The 15,720-nt window shown below is 70.3% G+C and carries 16 protein-coding genes and 1 riboswitch; of the genes, 14 read left to right on the top strand and 2 right to left on the bottom strand.

Annotated features, from left to right (window positions below):
- Positions 1–120 precede the first annotated feature (120 nt).
- Positions 121–1,557: an MdtA/MuxA family multidrug efflux RND transporter periplasmic adaptor subunit gene (locus AC1DW3_RS21145; protein ID WP_477934551.1), complete on the bottom strand. Its 1,437-nt coding sequence runs from the start codon at positions 1,555–1,557 to the stop codon at positions 121–123.
- An 82-nt stretch (positions 1,558–1,639) separates the two neighbouring features.
- Between AC1DW3_RS21145 and pth the strand changes: the two genes are divergently transcribed.
- The 13 genes from pth (at position 1,640) to AC1DW3_RS21080 (ending at position 13,656) form a co-directional block, all read left to right on the top strand.
- Positions 1,640–2,272 carry an aminoacyl-tRNA hydrolase gene (gene pth / locus AC1DW3_RS21140; RefSeq protein WP_477934549.1) on the top strand — a complete coding sequence of 211 codons (633 nt, stop codon included), beginning with the start codon at positions 1,640–1,642 and terminating at the stop codon, positions 2,270–2,272.
- Positions 2,269–2,676 (top strand): hypothetical protein, encoded by a 408-nt coding sequence (locus AC1DW3_RS21135; protein WP_477934547.1) that lies wholly within the window; start codon positions 2,269–2,271, stop codon positions 2,674–2,676. Before pth ends, AC1DW3_RS21135 begins: the two co-directional genes overlap by 4 nt.
- A riboswitch (cobalamin riboswitch) is annotated at positions 2,672–2,905 on the top strand. Its footprint overlaps the gene before it by 5 nt.
- A gap of 77 nt (positions 2,906–2,982) precedes the next feature.
- Positions 2,983–4,851 (top strand): TonB-dependent receptor domain-containing protein, encoded by a 1,869-nt coding sequence (locus AC1DW3_RS21130; RefSeq protein WP_477934545.1) that lies wholly within the window; start codon positions 2,983–2,985, stop codon positions 4,849–4,851.
- Positions 4,852–4,858: 7 nt separating this feature from the next.
- On the top strand, positions 4,859–5,407 hold the full coding sequence (cobU, locus tag AC1DW3_RS21125) for a bifunctional adenosylcobinamide kinase/adenosylcobinamide-phosphate guanylyltransferase (protein ID WP_477934543.1): 549 nt from the start codon (positions 4,859–4,861) through the stop codon (positions 5,405–5,407).
- The gene (locus AC1DW3_RS21120) at positions 5,400–6,254 is read left to right on the top strand and encodes an ABC transporter substrate-binding protein (protein WP_477934541.1); all 855 of its coding nucleotides are present in this window, start codon (positions 5,400–5,402) and stop codon (positions 6,252–6,254) included. The genes cobU and AC1DW3_RS21120 overlap by 8 nt, the downstream gene beginning before the upstream one ends.
- Complete coding sequence (locus tag AC1DW3_RS21115) at positions 6,254–7,234, top strand: FecCD family ABC transporter permease (protein ID WP_477934539.1); 981 nt, start codon at positions 6,254–6,256, stop codon at positions 7,232–7,234. The genes AC1DW3_RS21120 and AC1DW3_RS21115 overlap by 1 nt, the downstream gene beginning before the upstream one ends.
- Entirely contained in the window at positions 7,231–7,989 is a 759-nt protein-coding gene (locus AC1DW3_RS21110) for an ABC transporter ATP-binding protein (protein ID WP_477934537.1), read from the top strand. The genes AC1DW3_RS21115 and AC1DW3_RS21110 overlap by 4 nt, the downstream gene beginning before the upstream one ends.
- Positions 7,986–9,419 carry a cobyrinate a,c-diamide synthase gene (locus AC1DW3_RS21105; RefSeq protein WP_477934535.1) on the top strand — a complete coding sequence of 478 codons (1,434 nt, stop codon included), beginning with the start codon at positions 7,986–7,988 and terminating at the stop codon, positions 9,417–9,419. The genes AC1DW3_RS21110 and AC1DW3_RS21105 overlap by 4 nt, the downstream gene beginning before the upstream one ends.
- A 5-nt stretch (positions 9,420–9,424) precedes the next feature.
- Positions 9,425–9,994 (top strand): cob(I)yrinic acid a,c-diamide adenosyltransferase, encoded by a 570-nt coding sequence (cobO, locus tag AC1DW3_RS21100; RefSeq protein ID WP_477934533.1) that lies wholly within the window; start codon positions 9,425–9,427, stop codon positions 9,992–9,994.
- Positions 9,994–10,338, top strand: coding sequence for a DUF1636 family protein (locus tag AC1DW3_RS21095; RefSeq protein ID WP_477934531.1), 345 nt, complete (start codon positions 9,994–9,996; stop codon positions 10,336–10,338). Before cobO ends, AC1DW3_RS21095 begins: the two co-directional genes overlap by 1 nt.
- Entirely contained in the window at positions 10,335–11,246 is a 912-nt protein-coding gene (gene cbiB, locus AC1DW3_RS21090) for an adenosylcobinamide-phosphate synthase CbiB (protein ID WP_477934529.1), read from the top strand. The genes AC1DW3_RS21095 and cbiB overlap by 4 nt, the downstream gene beginning before the upstream one ends.
- Entirely contained in the window at positions 11,243–12,217 is a 975-nt protein-coding gene (locus AC1DW3_RS21085; protein ID WP_477934527.1) for an aminotransferase class I/II-fold pyridoxal phosphate-dependent enzyme, read from the top strand. Before cbiB ends, AC1DW3_RS21085 begins: the two co-directional genes overlap by 4 nt.
- On the top strand, positions 12,214–13,656 hold the full coding sequence (locus tag AC1DW3_RS21080) for a cobyric acid synthase (protein WP_477934525.1): 1,443 nt from the start codon (positions 12,214–12,216) through the stop codon (positions 13,654–13,656). The genes AC1DW3_RS21085 and AC1DW3_RS21080 overlap by 4 nt, the downstream gene beginning before the upstream one ends.
- Here the strand turns inward: AC1DW3_RS21080 and AC1DW3_RS21075 are convergent.
- The gene (locus AC1DW3_RS21075; protein WP_477934523.1) at positions 13,653–14,513 is read right to left on the bottom strand and encodes an OmpA family protein; all 861 of its coding nucleotides are present in this window, start codon (positions 14,511–14,513) and stop codon (positions 13,653–13,655) included. The two genes, AC1DW3_RS21080 and AC1DW3_RS21075, sit on opposite strands and share 4 nt — an antisense overlap.
- Positions 14,514–14,624: 111 nt before the next feature.
- Between AC1DW3_RS21075 and AC1DW3_RS21070 the strand changes: the two genes are divergently transcribed.
- On the top strand, positions 14,625–15,629 hold the full coding sequence (locus tag AC1DW3_RS21070; RefSeq protein WP_477934521.1) for a S1/P1 nuclease: 1,005 nt from the start codon (positions 14,625–14,627) through the stop codon (positions 15,627–15,629).
- Positions 15,630–15,720: the final 91 nt, after the last annotated feature.

The following is a 15,720-nucleotide window of genomic DNA, read 5'->3' as shown; positions in this document are numbered from 1 at the left end:
CGGCGTCGCCAATCAAGGCGCAAAGCACAGCCGTAGCAGGGACTACGGCGAGCATTTGCAACGCCGAGTGGCGGCGTTGCGGCGGGATGAGCGGGTGCGCGGGGTGCGTTCACAGCTTCCTCATTGGGCGGGAGCCGAGGCGCGGTGCTGCTGGATCCAGGTGCGGCGGTCCTCGGGACTCATGGCCTTGAGCTTCTCGACCATCTCGGGCGGCACGCGGTCCGCCCAGCGCGGGCGCTCGCCGTCGGCGGCAGCCGCTGCGCTCGCGCCGCTGGCACTCGCGCCCGGCGCACTGGCAGCGCCAGCGCCACGCCCACGGCCGCCACGTCCACCCGCACCGGAGGCACCGCCGGCCGGAACCTTGATGACCTCGGCCTTGCCGCCGTCCCGCAGACGGTCGGCGCCGTCGGTCACGACCTGGTCACCCTCCTTCAGCTCACCCTGCACGGCGGTGGCATCGCCGTCGGTCGCGAGGGTCTGCACCTTGCGAAGGGCCACCTGGCCGTCGGCCACCACGTAGACAAAGATGCCCTGCGAGCCGCGCTGCACGGCCGCGGTCGGCACGACCAGGACATCCTTCAGCGTGTCCAGCTGCAGGCGCACATTGACGAACTGGTTGGGAAAGAGGCCGCCGTCCTTGTTCTCGAACAAGGCCTTGACCTTGATGGTGCCGGTGGTGGCGTCGATGGCGTTGTCGGTGCTGGCCACGCGCCCTTCGGCCAGCTTGCTGCGGCGTTCGCGGTCCCAGGCCTGCACGGGCAAGGCCTGCTTGTCGCCAAGCTGCTGGCGGATGCGCGGCAGGCGCGCGTCGGGCACGGCAAAGACGACGGCCGCCGGCTGGGTCTGGGCGATGGTCAGCAGGCCATTCGTATCGCCCGGCGTGATGTTGTTGCCCAGGTCGGCCTGCTTCAAGCCGGCCTGGCCGGCGATGGGCGCCGTGACACGGGTGTAGGAGAGCTGCAGCTTGGCGTTGTCCACGGCGGCCTTGTCGGACAGCAGCGTAGCTTCCAGCTGGCGCACCAGGGCCTGCTGGGTGTCGAGCTGCTGGCGCGGCGCGGCGTCCTTGGCCACCAGGTCCTTGTAGCGGGCCAGGTCGGCGCGGGCGTTCTCCAGCTGGGCCTGGTCGCGGGCCAGCGTGGCCAGGGCCTGGTCGCGGGCGATCTCATAGGGCCTGGGGTCGATCAGCGCCAACAGCTGGCCGGCCTTCACCGGCTGGCCTTCATGGAAGTAGATGGCCTTGAGCTCGCCGCTGACCTTGGCGCGCACGACGGCGGTATTGGCTGCGGCGATGCTGCCGATGGCGTCGACGACGACGGGCATGTCGCGCTTTTGCACGGCGGCGACGGTGACCGGCTGCGGCCCGCTGCGGCCGAAGCGCCCACCGGCCGGACGCCCTGCGCCGGCGCCGGATGCCGCCGATGCCGCGCCGGCCGGGCCGTCGGCGGCGCCTTCGCCACCCCGGCCCTTCCACCACCACGCCGCAGCTGCGACGACGACGACGGCCACCGCCACCCAGATCCAGGTCTTGTTTGCGCCCTTGGATTTCTTGTTCTGCATTCGGTCCACTCCTGGTTGCAGCCAAGTTTCCCGGCCGAATGTAGCTGGAGCATTGCTGAGGGCAAAAGCTACGATCACGTTCATGATCAAGCTGATGGTGGGCCTGGGCAATCCGGGTGCCGAGTACGAAGACACACGCCACAACRCCGGTTTCTGGTGGATAGACGGCCTGGCCCGTGGCCTCAAGGTGAGCCTGGCACCCGACAAGGCCTATCACGGGCTGGTGGCCCGCGTGAACCATGCGCCGGGTGCCAGCGGCCCCGTCTGGCTGCTGGAGCCCATGACCTATATGAACCTCTCGGGCAAGTCGGTCGCGGCGCTGGCGCGCTTCTTCAAGATCGCGCCGGAAGAGATCCTGGCCATCCACGACGAGTTGGACCTGCCTCCCGGCGAGATGAAGTTCAAGAAGGGCGGCGGCGACGGCGGCCACAACGGGCTGAGGGACATGCGGGCCCAGCTCGGCAGCGGCGACTTCTGGCGGCTGCGGCTGGGCATCGGCCACCCCGGCCACAAGGCCGAGGTCGCCAACTATGTGCTGCGCAAGCCGCCGCTGGCCGAGCGCCAGGCGGTGGAGGACTGCATAGACAAGAGCTACGGCGCCGTCGAGCTGATGCTGAGCGGCCAGATGGACAAGGCCTTGGCCAAAATTCACGCCAAACCGCCGCGCCCCAAGCCCCCCAAACCCGAGCCGCCGGTAGAAACTCCGGCTCCATGAAGCCGCTGCTGCTGGTTCTGGCCCTCGCATCCCTGCCCGCCCTGGCGCAGACCCAGACCCGCAGCGCCCAGGTTTTCCGCTGCGGCCCCGAGGGCCGCGACCTGCGCGACTCCCCCTGCCCCGCGGGCGAAGGCCCCAGCAGCGTCAGCTTCGACCAACCCAGCGCTGCCGACAGCAAGGCCGCGCGGGACCGCCACCTGGCCGACGCCAAGCAGGCGGCCGCCCTGGCCCAGTCGCGCCGCGCCAGCGAGGCCGAGGCCCGCCAGCTGCGCGCCAAAGCTGTCGGCCTGCAGGCACCACCGGCACCGGTCCAGGCCGCCAGCAGCCCGCAGGTCGTTGTCCTCAAGCCGCCCAAGACGGCCAAGCCCCACAAGCCCTCGGCCCCGGCCAGCGGCCATCGATAGAATCCCCCCCGTTGGTGCTCGCGCCCGCCTTCACGGCGGATGCAGTTCAACGGGAATCAGGAGGGCAGACCGCCACGCGGCACGCCTAACCTGAGCTGTCCCCGCAACGGTAAGTGGACGAGGCTCACACAAGCCTCAGCGTTCGATCCATGACCACTGGCCTCAGGGCTGGGAAGGTCTCGAATGCAGTGCCATCAGCCCGGATACCGGCCAACGACGGGGCCGCCTCGCGCAATTGCGCGGCGGCCGTTTTTCAGCCTTGCTGCGGGGGTCAGCACGGCTGGGTGTTCGTTCGCGTCTCCTTTCATGCCTCACTCCCTCCTCGCGGCCCGTCGGTCGCTGCTCGCCCTGGCCGTGCTGGCCCTGGCCTCGTCCGCYCACGCCCAGAACAAGCTCGACACCGTCGTCACCACCGCCGCGCGCACGCCCCAGCGCCTGTCCGAGGTGCTGGCCGACCTGACCGTCATCACCCGCGCCGACATCGAACGCCAGGCCGCCGCCAGCGTGGCCGACCTGCTGCGCAACAACGGCTGTGCCGAGATGGTCCGCAACGGCGGTGCAGCCTCGACGACCTCCCTCTTCCTGCGTGGCGCCGATACGCGCCACACCCTGGTCCTCGTCGACGGCGTGCGCATGGATTCGCAGTCCACCGGCGGCGCCAGCTGGCAGGGCATCCCGGTCTCCCAGGTCGAGCGCGTCGAAGTGCTGAAGGGCCCGGCCAGCGCCATCTACGGCTCGGACGCCGTCGGCGGCGTCGTGCAGATCTTCACCCGCAAGGGCGGCGGCAAGGTCAGCGCCGACCTCGGCATCGGACTGGGCACCCAGGCCACGCACAAGTTCGACGGCGGCCTGTTCGGCAGCCAAGGCATCATCGACTTCGCCTTCACCGGCGCCATCGAGGAGAGCGACGGCTTCAACTCGACCGTCGACTATCCCGGCTCCTTCAGCTACGTCCCCGACCGCGACGGCTGGCGCAAATACCAGGGCACGGCCCGCGTCGGCGCCCAGCTGGCCGAAGGCCATCGCGCCGAGATCATCGCCATCCGCAGCCACATCAACGGCCAGTACGACGCCTCCAAGTCCAGGCCCCTGGCAGATGACCGCAGCCTGCAGGACACCGACGCCACCCGCCTGGCCTGGACGGCGCAATGGGCGCCCGCCCTGCAGACCCAGCTCAGCTATGGCGAGTCGCGCGACCACTACGAGACCAGCCCCTCGCCCTATCTGACCGTCACCAAGGTCAAGAACCTGGCCCTGACCGGCTCCTACATCATCGGCAAGGGCCAGCAGGTCAATTTCCAGGGTGAGCGCATCGAGGACGAGCTGCAGAACAGCGGCCTCGTCACCGCCGGCGTCGGCAAGCGCCACCGCAATGCCGTCGGCGTGGGCTATCTGCTCAATGCCGGCGCCTTCAGCCTGCAGGCCCATGCCCGCCACGACGACGACAGCCAGTTCGGCAGCGTCGACACCGGCACCCTGCTGGCCGGCTTTGAGGTCGTGAGCGGCCTGCGCGTCGTCGGCTCCATCGGCAACGCCTTCCGCGCGCCGACGCTGTACCAGCAAGGCACCGTCTACGGCCCCGACCTCAGCAAGCCCGGCGTCAAGCCGCTGGAAGCCGAGCGCGGCCGCAATGTCGAGCTGGGTCTGAAGTACGGCAGCGGCGACACCGAATTCACCGCCACGGCCTATCGCAACCGCGTCAGCAACCTCATCATCTTCGGCGCGGCGGGCAGCTGCCAGAGCGCCTTCGGCTGCTACCAGAACGTGTCGGCGGCCCGCCTGCGCGGCGTGACCCTGGCCGGTGCCACCAAGGCCGGCCTCGTCAACCTGCGCGCCACCATGGACTTCCAGAAGCCCACCGACGCGAACACCGGCCTGCTGCTGGCACGCCGCGCCAAGCGCCTGGGCACGCTGGGTGCCGACACCGAGCTGGGCGACTGGCTGCTGGGCAGCAGCGTCCAGGCCTCGGGCGCGCGCTGGGACAACGCCGCCAACACGCGCAAGCTGGGCGGCTATGGCCTCGTCAACTTCAGCGCCCAGTACAAGCTCCGCAAGGATCTCAAGCTGCAGCTGAACCTGGACAACGCCTTCGACCGCGAGACGTCCACGGCCTATGGCTACGCCTCGGCACCGCGCACGGCGCTGATCTCTCTGCGCTTCACCCCCACGCTTTAATGGCGCCATGAGCGCACACGAACTCATCGTCGGCGGCCAACGCAGCGGCAAGTCGCGCCGGGCCGAGAAGCTGGCCCTGGCCTGGCCGGGCCGCGTGGTGGTCGTCGCCACCGCGCTGGCGGCCGACGACGAGATGCGCGAGCGCATTTCCCACCACCGCGCCTCACGGCCGGCGGGTTTCGAGACCGTCGAAGCCCCGCTGGCCTTGAACGCTGCCCTTCAACAAGCCGACGACACCAACACCCTGGTTGTCGTCGACTGCCTGACGCTGTGGCTGGTGAATTGGTTGATGCCGATGAGCGGCCTGCCCGACACGGCCGGCTGGCAGGCCGAGCGCACCGCGCTGCTGGACCTGCTGCCCCGGCTGACGTCCCGCGTCGTCTTCGTCTCCAACGAGGTCGGCTGGGGCGTTAGCCCACTGGGTCGCGAGGTGCGCGACTACATCGACGAACTCGGCCGGCTCAACCAGGACGTCGCGCGCCTGTGCGGCCGGCTGACACTGATGGTGGCGGGCCAGGCCTGGACCCGCCCCGTCGAGGATTCAAACCATGCATAGATTGCTTGCGCTGCTGCTGTTGGCCATGGCGCTGCCGGCCGCCGCCGTCGAGATCAAGGACGACCTCGGCCAGGTCACGCAGATCACCACGCCGCCGCAGCGCATCGTCAGCCTGCTGCCTTCGCTGACCGAGACCGTCTGCGAGCTCGGCGCCTGCGCCAGGCTGGTCGGCGTCGACCGCTATTCCAACTTCCCCGCGAGCGTGAACACCCTGCCCAAGCTCGGTGGCATGGAAGACACCAATGTCGAGTTGATCGCGTCGCTGAAACCCGACGTCGTGCTGGTGGCCGTGTCCTCGCGCGTCGCCGAACGGCTGAAAGCCCTCGGCATGAAGGTCATCGCGCTGGAGCCGCGTTCCTACAAGGACGTGCAGCGCGTGCTGAGCATCATGGGCCAGGTGCTGGGGGTGACCGACGCCCAGCGCGTCTGGCGCCACATCGAAGCCGGCGTGGCCGCAGCCGCCAGCAGCGTGCCGGCCTCGGCGCGTGGCGTGCGCGTCTACTACGAGGTGGCCAGCGGCATCTGGGCGGCAGGCGAATCGTCCTTCATGGGCGAGACGCTGACCAAGCTCGGCGCCGGCAACATCATCCCGGCGAGCCTGGGTCCCTTCCCCAAGATCAACCCCGAGTTCGTCGTCAAGGCCAACCCCGCGCTGATCATGATCGGCCTGCGCGGCTCCGAGGGCCTGACCCAGCGCCCCGGCTGGGACCGCATCGACGCCATCAAGCGCGGCCGCATCTGCGTCTTCAAGCCTGAGGACGGCGACATCCTCTCCCGCCCGGGCCCGCGCATGGCCGAGGCGGCGCAGATCATGGCCAGGTGCCTGCGAGAAAAGGCCTCCTCGTGATGAGCATGCGCCCCGGGCTGCTGCTGACGCTGCTGCTGGTCATCGGCGGTCTCGGCGTGCTGGCCGGCGTGGCTGTCGGCAGCACCGGCTGGGCCGACCTGGGCAACGACAGCATGGGCATCATCCTGTGGGAGATCCGCCTGCCGCGTTCGCTGGGCGCCTGGTTGGCCGGTGCGCTGCTCGGCATGGCCGGTGCGATGTCGCAAGGCCTGTTCCGCAACCCGCTGGCCGACCCCTATCTGCTGGGCAGCGCCTCGGGCGCCGGCCTGGCCGTGGCCATCGCGCTGGCACTGACTGGCATCTCGCCGCAGACCTCGTCGCTGCTGGCCCATGTCGGCCTGACCGGCATCGCCTTCGTCGGCACGCTGGTGGGCGTGGGGCTGACGCTGATCCTGGCGCGCGGCGTCGAGCAGACGCTGCGGCTGCTGCTCGCCGGCGTCGTCGTCGGCGTCGTGCTGAATGCGCTGACGGGCCTGGCCACGCTGTGGGCGCCCGACATCCTGCGCGCCATGCAGGCCTTCCTGCTGGGCAACACCGGCCTGCTGGGCTGGAGCAGCGTCACGGTGATGACGGCCTGCGGCGTCGCGGCCGTCGTCATCGGCCTGCTGGCCAGCCCGGCCCTGGACGCGCTGACCCTGGGCGAAGCCACGGCCGCGTCGCTGGGCATGCGCATGGGCCTGATGCGGCTGCTGCTGATCTTCGCGTTTGCGCTGGCCACCGGGGCCGCCGTCGCGCAGACCGGCATCGTCGCCTTCGTCGGACTGGTGGCGCCCCATCTCGTGCGCACGCTCTGCCCCATGCTGCACGGCAAGCTCATCCTGATGTCGGCCGCGGCCGGCGGCGCGCTGCTGCTGATGGCCGATGTGCTGGCACGCGGGCTGATGCGACCACAGGAGCTGCCGGTCGGGCTGGTTACCGCCTTGCTCGGCGGCGTCTATCTCTTGGTGCTGATGCACCGCCGCGGAGCGCCCAAGCGATGAACGCGATGCAGGCCCGCATCAACCGCGTCCGCATCGACGGCCGCGACCTCATCCATGACATCGAGCTGGCTATCGTCGCTGGCCGCTGGACGGCCATCGTCGGCCCCAACGGTGCCGGCAAGTCGACGCTGCTGCGCGCCATCGCCGGCCTGCAGCGCTGTGACGGCGCGATTCAACTCGCCGGCAAACCGCTCCACGATTGGCCCTCCCGCGAACGCGCCCGCCAGTTGGCCTGGATGGGCCAGCAGGAGACCGGCGCCGACGACCTGATGGCACATGACGTCGTCATGCTCGGCCGCCTGCCGCATCGCCCGTGGCTGGCGCCACCGACCGCGGCCGACCATGCCGCCGTGCAGGCGGCGATGGAGGCCACACAGAGCTGGGCCTGGCGCGAGCGCCGCCTGGGGTCACTCTCGGGCGGCGAGCGCCAGCGCGTGCTGCTGGCCCGTGCGCTGGCCGTCGACGCGCCGCTGACGCTGATGGACGAACCCCTCGCCCATCTGGACCCACCCCACCAGGCGGAGTGGATGGCCCTGGTGCGCGCCCGCGTCGCGGCCGGTCACAGCGTCGTCAGCGTGCTGCACGAACTGCATCTCGCGCTGCAGGCCGACCACCTCGTGCTGATGGCCGACGGTCGCATCGTGCACACCGGTGCGCCCGGTGACGCCACCACACACGAAGCCCTGCGCCAGGTCTTCGGCCCCCGCCTGCACATCGCTCAGATCGAAGGGCGCTGGGTCGCCCTGCCCCTATGACCTCCTGCGCCGCTCTCTTCATCAGTGCCCCGTCCTCAGGCTCGGGCAAGACCTGCATCACGGCGGCCATCGCCCGCAGCCATGCCCGTCGCGGCAAGCGCGTGCGCGTGTTCAAGACCGGGCCCGACTTCCTCGACCCCAGCATCCTCGAGCGCGCCAGCGGCCAGCCCGTCTACCAACTCGACCTCTTCATGGGCGGCTTCCAGCATTGCCAGGCCCTGCTGGCCGAGGCGGCGCGCGAGGCCGACCTCATCCTCGTCGAAGGCGTCATGGGCCTGTTCGACGGCAGCCCCAGCAGCGCCGACCTGGCCGCCGCCTTCGGCCTGCCGGTCGTCTGCGTCATCGACGCCTCGGCCATGGCCCAGACCTTCGCGGCCCTGGCCACGGGGCTGGCGCGTTTCCGGCCCGAGCTGCACCACTGTGGCGTCATCGCCAACCGCATCGGCAGCGCGGCGCATGGCCGCATGCTCAGCGAAGGCCTGCCCGACGACCTGCCGCTGATCGCCGCGCTGCCGCGCGAGCCCAGGCTCATCCTGCCCGAACGCCATCTCGGTCTCGTGCAGGCGCTGGAACAGCCCGAGCTGGACGCCCAGCTCGACGCCTGGGCCGATGCCTGGGAGGCCGGCCTGCGGCCAGGCCTGGCCTTCAAGCCCTTGAGCTTCGAGGACACGGCCGAACCGCCGCCGCCGAAGCCGCTGCTGGGCCGGCGCATCGCCATCGCCCGCGACGCCGCCTTCGGCTTCATCTACCCGGCCAACGTCGACCTGCTGCGGGCCCTCGGCGCCGAGCTCGTCTTCTTCTCGCCGCTGGCGGGCGAACGCCTGCCCGCCTGCGATGCACTCTGGCTGCCTGGCGGCTACCCCGAGCTGCATGCCAGGGCGCTGCGCAACAACGCGGCGCTCTTCGACGACCTGCACGGCCATGTCGCATCGGCCAAACCGCTGCTTGCCGAATGCGGTGGCATGCTGGCCCTGCTGGATTCACTGACCGACGCGGCCGGTGATGCCCATGGCATGGCCGGCCTGATGCCAGGCCGCGCCCATGTGCAGCATCGCCTGGCGGCCCTCGGTCTGCAGGCCATTGACTGGCCCGAGGGCCCGCTGCGCGGCCACAGCTATCACTACTCGACGCTGCAGACGCCGCTGGCGCCGATCGCGCAGGCGAGCAACCCCAACGGCGGCAAGACCGCCGAGGCCCTCTACCAGCAGGGCTCGCTGCGCGCGAGCTATGTGCACCACTACTTCCCCTCCAACCCGGAAGCTGTGGCCGCGTTCTTCCTCGGCCCCTCGTCCAAGGATTGCCTTGGCCGGTCCCCCGAAGGGACGGCGATGCTTGCCGGCTCGACCGGCAAGCACATCGCCTACGCGGGCCGGCTAGGGAGCGGCCCGGCGCTCGGCCCGCAAGGTCCCGCGCGACAACATCATGGATAGCTGACATGGAAATCGAACAACCGCCGGTGAATCGCGAGCGCGTCATCCCCAGCGGCGAACGCCGCGGCCTCGTCATCGTCCACACCGGCGACGGCAAGGGCAAGAGCACCGCCGCCTTCGGCCTCGCGCTGCGGTCGCATGGCCGCTGCAAGCCGGTGCGCATCTACCAATTCATGAAGGTGCCCAGCGCCCGCTTCGGCGAGCACCGCGTCTTCGAGCAGCTGGGCGTGCCCATCGAGGGCCTGGGCGACGGTTTCTCGTGGAAGAGCAAGGACCTGGAGCATTCCGCCGAGCTGGCCCGCGAAGGCTGGGGCCGGGCCGAATCGGTCATCCGAGCGGGCGACCATTTCCTCGTCGTGCTGGACGAGATCATGTACCCGCTGCGCTATGGCTGGCTGGCGCTGGAGGCGGTGCTGGCCTGCCTGCGCGAGCGCCCGCCGCATGTGCACGTCGTGCTGACGGGGCGCGGCGCGCCGGCCGAGCTCATCGAGCTGGCCGACACCGTCACCGAGATGACGATGATCAAGCACCACTACAAGGCCGGCGTGCCGGCCCAGCGAGGCATCGAAGACTGATGAGCAGCGCCCTCGTCATCTGCACCACCTGCGCCGACGGGCAGGGCCAGGCCCTGCTGGAGGCCGTCGAGAACGCGGCGCTGGCGCGCGACTGGCCGCTGCCCATCCACGGCCAGGCCTGCATGGCGGCCTGCAAGCAGAGCTGCACGGCGGCCCTGCAGGGCGCCGGCAAGCACAGCTATCTGTTCGGGCAGCTCGCGCCCGACGCGGCCAGCGTTGACGCGCTGCTGGCCGTGGCGGCCCAACATGCCGAGCCCGGCAACGGCCTGCTGGCCTGGGACCGCCGGCCCGAGCGGCTCAAGGGCGGCCTGGTGGCTCGCCTGCCGCCGCTAGGTGGTTCATGAACCTGCTGCTGCCGCTGGCCATGGGTATCGCCCTGCTGGTAGACCGGCTGGGCGAGCCCCCGGCCTGGGCTCATCCTGTCGTCGGCATGGGGCGCTACCTCGGCCTGTTCAGGCTGACCAGGCTGCCACCGGTCCTGGGCTTCATCGCTGGCGCATTGGCCTGGCTTGTCGGCGTTGCGCTGGTCGCCTTCATCGCGCTGTGGCTGGAGGGCTGGGTGCTGCTCCTGCTGCAGCCCTGGAACTCGCCGCTGCGCCTCGTCGGCGCTGCGGTGCTGATCGGCCTGTTGTTGAAACCGCTGCTGGCCTGGCGCATGCTGGCCGACGAGGCCATTGCCGTGGAGACCGCATTGAACGAATCGCTACACGCCGGCCGCACACGTCTGTCGCACCTCGTCAGCCGCGACACCTCGGCGCTGAGCGAGACCGAGGTGCGCGAGGCCGCCGTCGAGACCCTGGCCGAGAACCTCAACGATTCGGTCATCGCGCCGCTGTTCTGGTTCGCCATCGCCGGCCTGCCGGGCGCGGCGATCTACCGCTTTGCGAACACGGTGGACGCGATGTGGGGCTACCGCGACGAGCGCGAGTGGTGCGGCAAATGGGCGGCGCGGGCGGACGATCTGCTGTCCTGGCTGCCGGCGCGGCTGACGGCGCTGGTGCTGATGCCGCCGTCGTTTGGCCGGCTGCCGCGCGAAGCCCGGCGCACGCCCTCGCCCAACAGCGGCTGGCCGATGGCCGCGATGGCGCTGCGGCTGGGCCGGCGGCTGTCCAAGCCCGATGTCTATGCGCTGAATGCCGAAGGCGCGCCGGTGCAGGCCGGTGACCTGCATGCCGCCCGCGTCGTGGTTCAGCAGGCCGTCATCGTCGGCGCCGTGCTGATCGCCGCGCTCGCCTGGGCTCTGCGGGCATGAACTCCCTGTTGCTGCCCGAGCATGGCGGGCCGGACGACGGCCCGCCGGCCGAACATGACTTCTCGACCAACGCCAGCCCCATGGGCCCACCGCCGACGTTGATGAGTGCCGTGCAGGCCGCCAACCGCCAGGCCTACCCCGATCCGAACTATCGCGCGCTGCGCCGCCACCTCGGTGATGCCGAGTTGATCCTGCCCACGGCCGGTGGCGCCGAGGGCATACGCCGGCTGACGCTGGCGGCGATGCTCTCCGGTCGCCGCGAGGTCTGGGTGCCGCGACCCGGCTTTGGCGACTACGCCCTCGCCGCTCAAGCGCTGGGCCTGGCTGTGAAGGCCTATGCCGCGCCCGCTGACATCCAACCCACGGCGCCGGCCCTGGTCTGGATCTGCGAACCCTGCAACCCGACCGGCGCCACCGTCGCGTCATGGCCCGCGCTCGACGCCCTGGTCGTGGTCGACCGTGCCTACGAGCCGCTGCGCCTGCACGGCGAAGCCAGCACGCTGCCGCCCGGCGCCTGGCAGCTCATCTGCCCCAACAAGGCCCTGGGCCTGACCGGCGTGCGGGCCGGCTATCTCGTTGCGCCCATGGCCGACGACGTCTGGGCCCATGCGCTGTCGCTCGCGCCGAGCTGGGTGCTGTCCGCCGAAGGCGTGGCCATGCTGATGCACTGGCACAGCGACGACACGCAGGCCTGGCTGGCCCAAGCTCGCAATCAGCTGCGTGAATGGACGGCACAGCAGCGCGCGATGCTGGCCGACCTGGACTGGCTCCAGAAGCCCAGTTGCACCCACTTCTGGCTGGCCCGCCCACCACGGCCGGACTACGCGCTGCGCCTGCGCGAACGCGGCATCCGCGTGCGCGATGCGGCCTCCTTCGGCCTGCCCGGCTGGGTGCGCGTGTCGGCCCAGCCTCCGGCCGCCCAGCAGGCCCTGCAGCAGGCCGTGCTTGAAATCGAAAGCGAAGACTCATGAGCAGCAAAGCGGTGATGGTGCTCGGCACGACGAGCGGCGCGGGCAAGAGCTGGCTGGCCACGGCGCTGTGCCGCTGGTATGCCCGCCAGGGGCTCAAGGTCGCGCCCTTCAAGGCGCAGAACATGAGCAACAACGCGCGTGTCGTGCCCGGCGTGAATGGGTTGATGGGCGAGATCGGCAGCGCCCAGTACTTCCAGGCCCTGGCCGCGAATCGCGTGCCCGAGGTGCGCATGAACCCGGTGCTGCTCAAGCCCGAGGCCGACACGCAGAGCCAGGTCGTCGTGCTCGGCGAGGTGGACCCGGCCATGGCCAACATCCCCTGGCGCGAACGCAGCGCCTTGCTCAAGCCGCGCGCCCGCGCCGCCCTGCACGAGTTGATGCGCGAGAACGATGTGGTCGTCATCGAGGGCGCGGGCTCGCCGGCCGAGATCAACCTGGCGCCCAGCGACTACGTCAATCTCGGCACCGCACGCGACGCCAACGCCGCGTGCCTGCTCGTCACCGACATCGACCGCGGCGGCGCCTTCGCCCATCTCTACGGCACCCACCAGCTGATGCCCGAGGACGTGCGCAGGCTGGTGCGCGGCTTCGTGCTGAACCGTTTCCGCGGCGACGCCGGCCTGCTGTCGCCCGGGCCCGAGCAGCTCGAAGCCCTGACCGGCGTGCCCACCATCGCCACGCTGCCGATGTGGCGCGGCCACGGCCTGCCGGAAGAAGACGGCGTGTTCGACGACTCGACGACCGGCAGCGGCCTGCGCATCGCCGTCGTCGCCTACCCGCGCATCTCCAACCTCGACGAATTCCAGCCGTTGCGCCAGCTGCCCGGCGTGCGCCTGAGCTGGGCGCGCGAACCCAAGGATCTGCAAGGCGTGGACTGGATCATCCTGCCCGGCTCCAAGTCCACTGCGGCCGACCTGGCCTGGCTGCGTGCGCAAAAGCTCGACGCCGCCATCAACAGCCACCGCGGCCGGGTGCTCGGCATCTGCGGCGGCCTGCAGATGCTGGGCGAGGCGCTGATCGACCCACACGGCCTGGACGGCAATGCACCGGGCCTGGGCCTGCTGCCATTGGTGACCGTCTTCGAGCCCGAAAAGCTGCTGCGCAGTGCCGAGTTCAGCTTCTCCACTTCGCTGGATGGCGGCTGGCAGGCCCTGTCCGGCGTACAGGCCGGCGGCTATGAGATCCGCCACGGCCGCACCCAGCCCCATGCCGGCCTGCCGCCGCCCCGCGTGGCCCTGCGCAACGCGGCCGGCGAGGCCGTCGGCTGGCAGGCCGGCCAGGTGCTGGGCGTCTATGCCCACGGCCTCTTCGAGCAGCCCGCCGTGCTCAAGGCCCTGTTCGGTCAGCCGGGCCGGTCGCTGGATGCCGTCTTCGACGGCCTGGCGGATTTCGTCGACCTGCACTTCCAGCCGGGCAGGCTGGCAGGCCTGATCGCTTAAGGCTTCTTGACGAGCTCCACGCGCCGGTTCTTGGCGCGGCCTTCCTCGCTGCGGTTGTCGGCAATCGGCCGCTCCGCGCCCAGGCCCGCGGCGCTGAGACGGGCGGCCGCAATGCCGCCCGCCGCCACGGCATTCATCACGCTCCTGGCGCGCTGCTCCGACAGGCTCTTGTTGGCCGCGGCCGAGCCGACGTTGTCGGTGTGGCCTTCGACGGCGATCTTCAGCGCCGGCGCCGCCTTCAGCATGGCGACGATCTCGCGCACCGTGGCCTGGCCGTCGGGCTTGAGCTCTGCCTTGCCGGTGTCGAAGTTGATGTACAGCGCGATGAAGCCGTTCTTGTTGATCTCGTCGAGCATCTTGTTGGCCGTGACCACCTGCTGCATCGCCGCCACCTCGACGACGGTGAGCTTGTAGCTCTGCGTCGGCGCGCTGAAGATGCCGGGCTCCACCAGCACCCACACCTCCTTGCCACCGGCGTTCACACGCAAGGTCGTCTCGCCGCCATCGCCGTCCTTGGGCAGGCGCTCATAGACCACTTCGCCGCCTATGCCCTTGATCGCGTTCTGGTAGTTGCGGATCAGCTGCAAGGCGCTGGGCTGGCGGTCGCCGTCGTTGTGGAAGTAGAGGATGTCCGTCATGTCGCCCTCGACGCGCTTGCGTGTCGGGTTGCCATCGGCGCCGCGGGCCACGGCGAAGTCCGCGCCGTTGAAGTTCCTGGCGTATTCGACGATGTGGGAATTCGGGTAGCGCGTCAGCAGCGGGTGGTCCTTGCTGCGCGCCACGTCGGCCGGCTGGGCCCAGGCGAAGTTCAGGCACAAGAGGAACAGGCCGAAGAGGCGGGCAAGCTGAAGTCTCATGGCGGATCTCCTGACTCGACGGAGGTGGGCGGGTTGATGCTACCCGGCGGCGCGGCTGTGCCCATCGCCAACAGGGCAAGATTGCGGGTTTGATCGACAGAAGAATCCCGCATGCGCCGCCTGCTCGCCACCGCCCTGCTCGCCCTGCCCCTGGCTGCCCACGCCTGGGGCTCCGAGGGCCACCAGACCGTCGCCACCCTCGCCGCCGGCCTCATCAAGGGCAGCCCGGCCGAGGCCCGCGTCCTCAAGCTGCTGGGCGACATGTCGTTGGCCCAGGCCTCGATCTGGGCCGACTGCGTGAAGGGCATCTCGCCCAGCCAGGGCTACACCTACCCCTCGCCCGGCAAGTTCCCTGCCTGCGCCCAGCTCGAGACGCCGGTGCGCATCGCCGAGATGGCCGACTATGTGAAGCGCAATGACCGCCAGTGCAAGATCGGCCTCGACGAGGACAGCTGCCACAAGCAGACCCATTACGCCGACGTCGCCGTGCAACGCGGCCACTATCTGCCGGACGTGACGGGGGCTCGCCCCGATGACGTGGTCGGCGCCCTGCGTGCGGCCATCCGCGTGCTGCAGGGCGAGCCCTCGCGCGGCCAGCCCAACTTCAAGAGCCGGCGCGAGGCCCTGCTGGTGCTCGTGCATCTGGTGGGCGACATCCATCAGCCCCTGCACGTCGGCAGCCTCTACCTGGACGCTCAGGGCCGGCGTGTCGACCCCGACCAACGGGGCCTCGATCGCGCCAGCTTCACCGTCGGCGGCAACAGCTTTGCGCTGGCGCCGACAGGCCCCTTCGCGCCGAAGAATCTCCATGCCCTGTGGGACAGCGTGCCCGAGGCGTTCAGGCCCCAGCACGTCGATGCCGCCTGGCTGGCCGAGGCGCGCCGGGTGCCGCGGGACCCGGGCGATCCGCTGGGCTGGCCGGCACGCTGGGGCAGCCAGTCGATGGAACTGACGAAGGTCGCCTTCGATGGCCTCGGCGTCTCGCCCAGGCAGGGCGAGAACTGGAACGTCAGCCTGCCCGAGGGCTACGCAGCCAAGGCCGATGCGATCAAGCGCCAGCAGCTCACGCAGGCCGGCGCCCGGCTGGCCTTCGTGCTGAAGGCGGTGTTTCCGTAGGGCCTGTTAACGCTACGGCAATGGGCCTGCCCGAAGGGTTGTGGCCAGAAAGGCCGCATGCTGTGTTGCAGATCCTCGCTGGGTAGGAACC

The sequence above is a fragment of the Roseateles sp. P2_H4 genome (assembly GCF_056403315.1).
The sequence above is the reverse complement of the archived record's forward strand: the minus strand, read 5'-3'. Positions and strand labels throughout refer to the sequence as shown.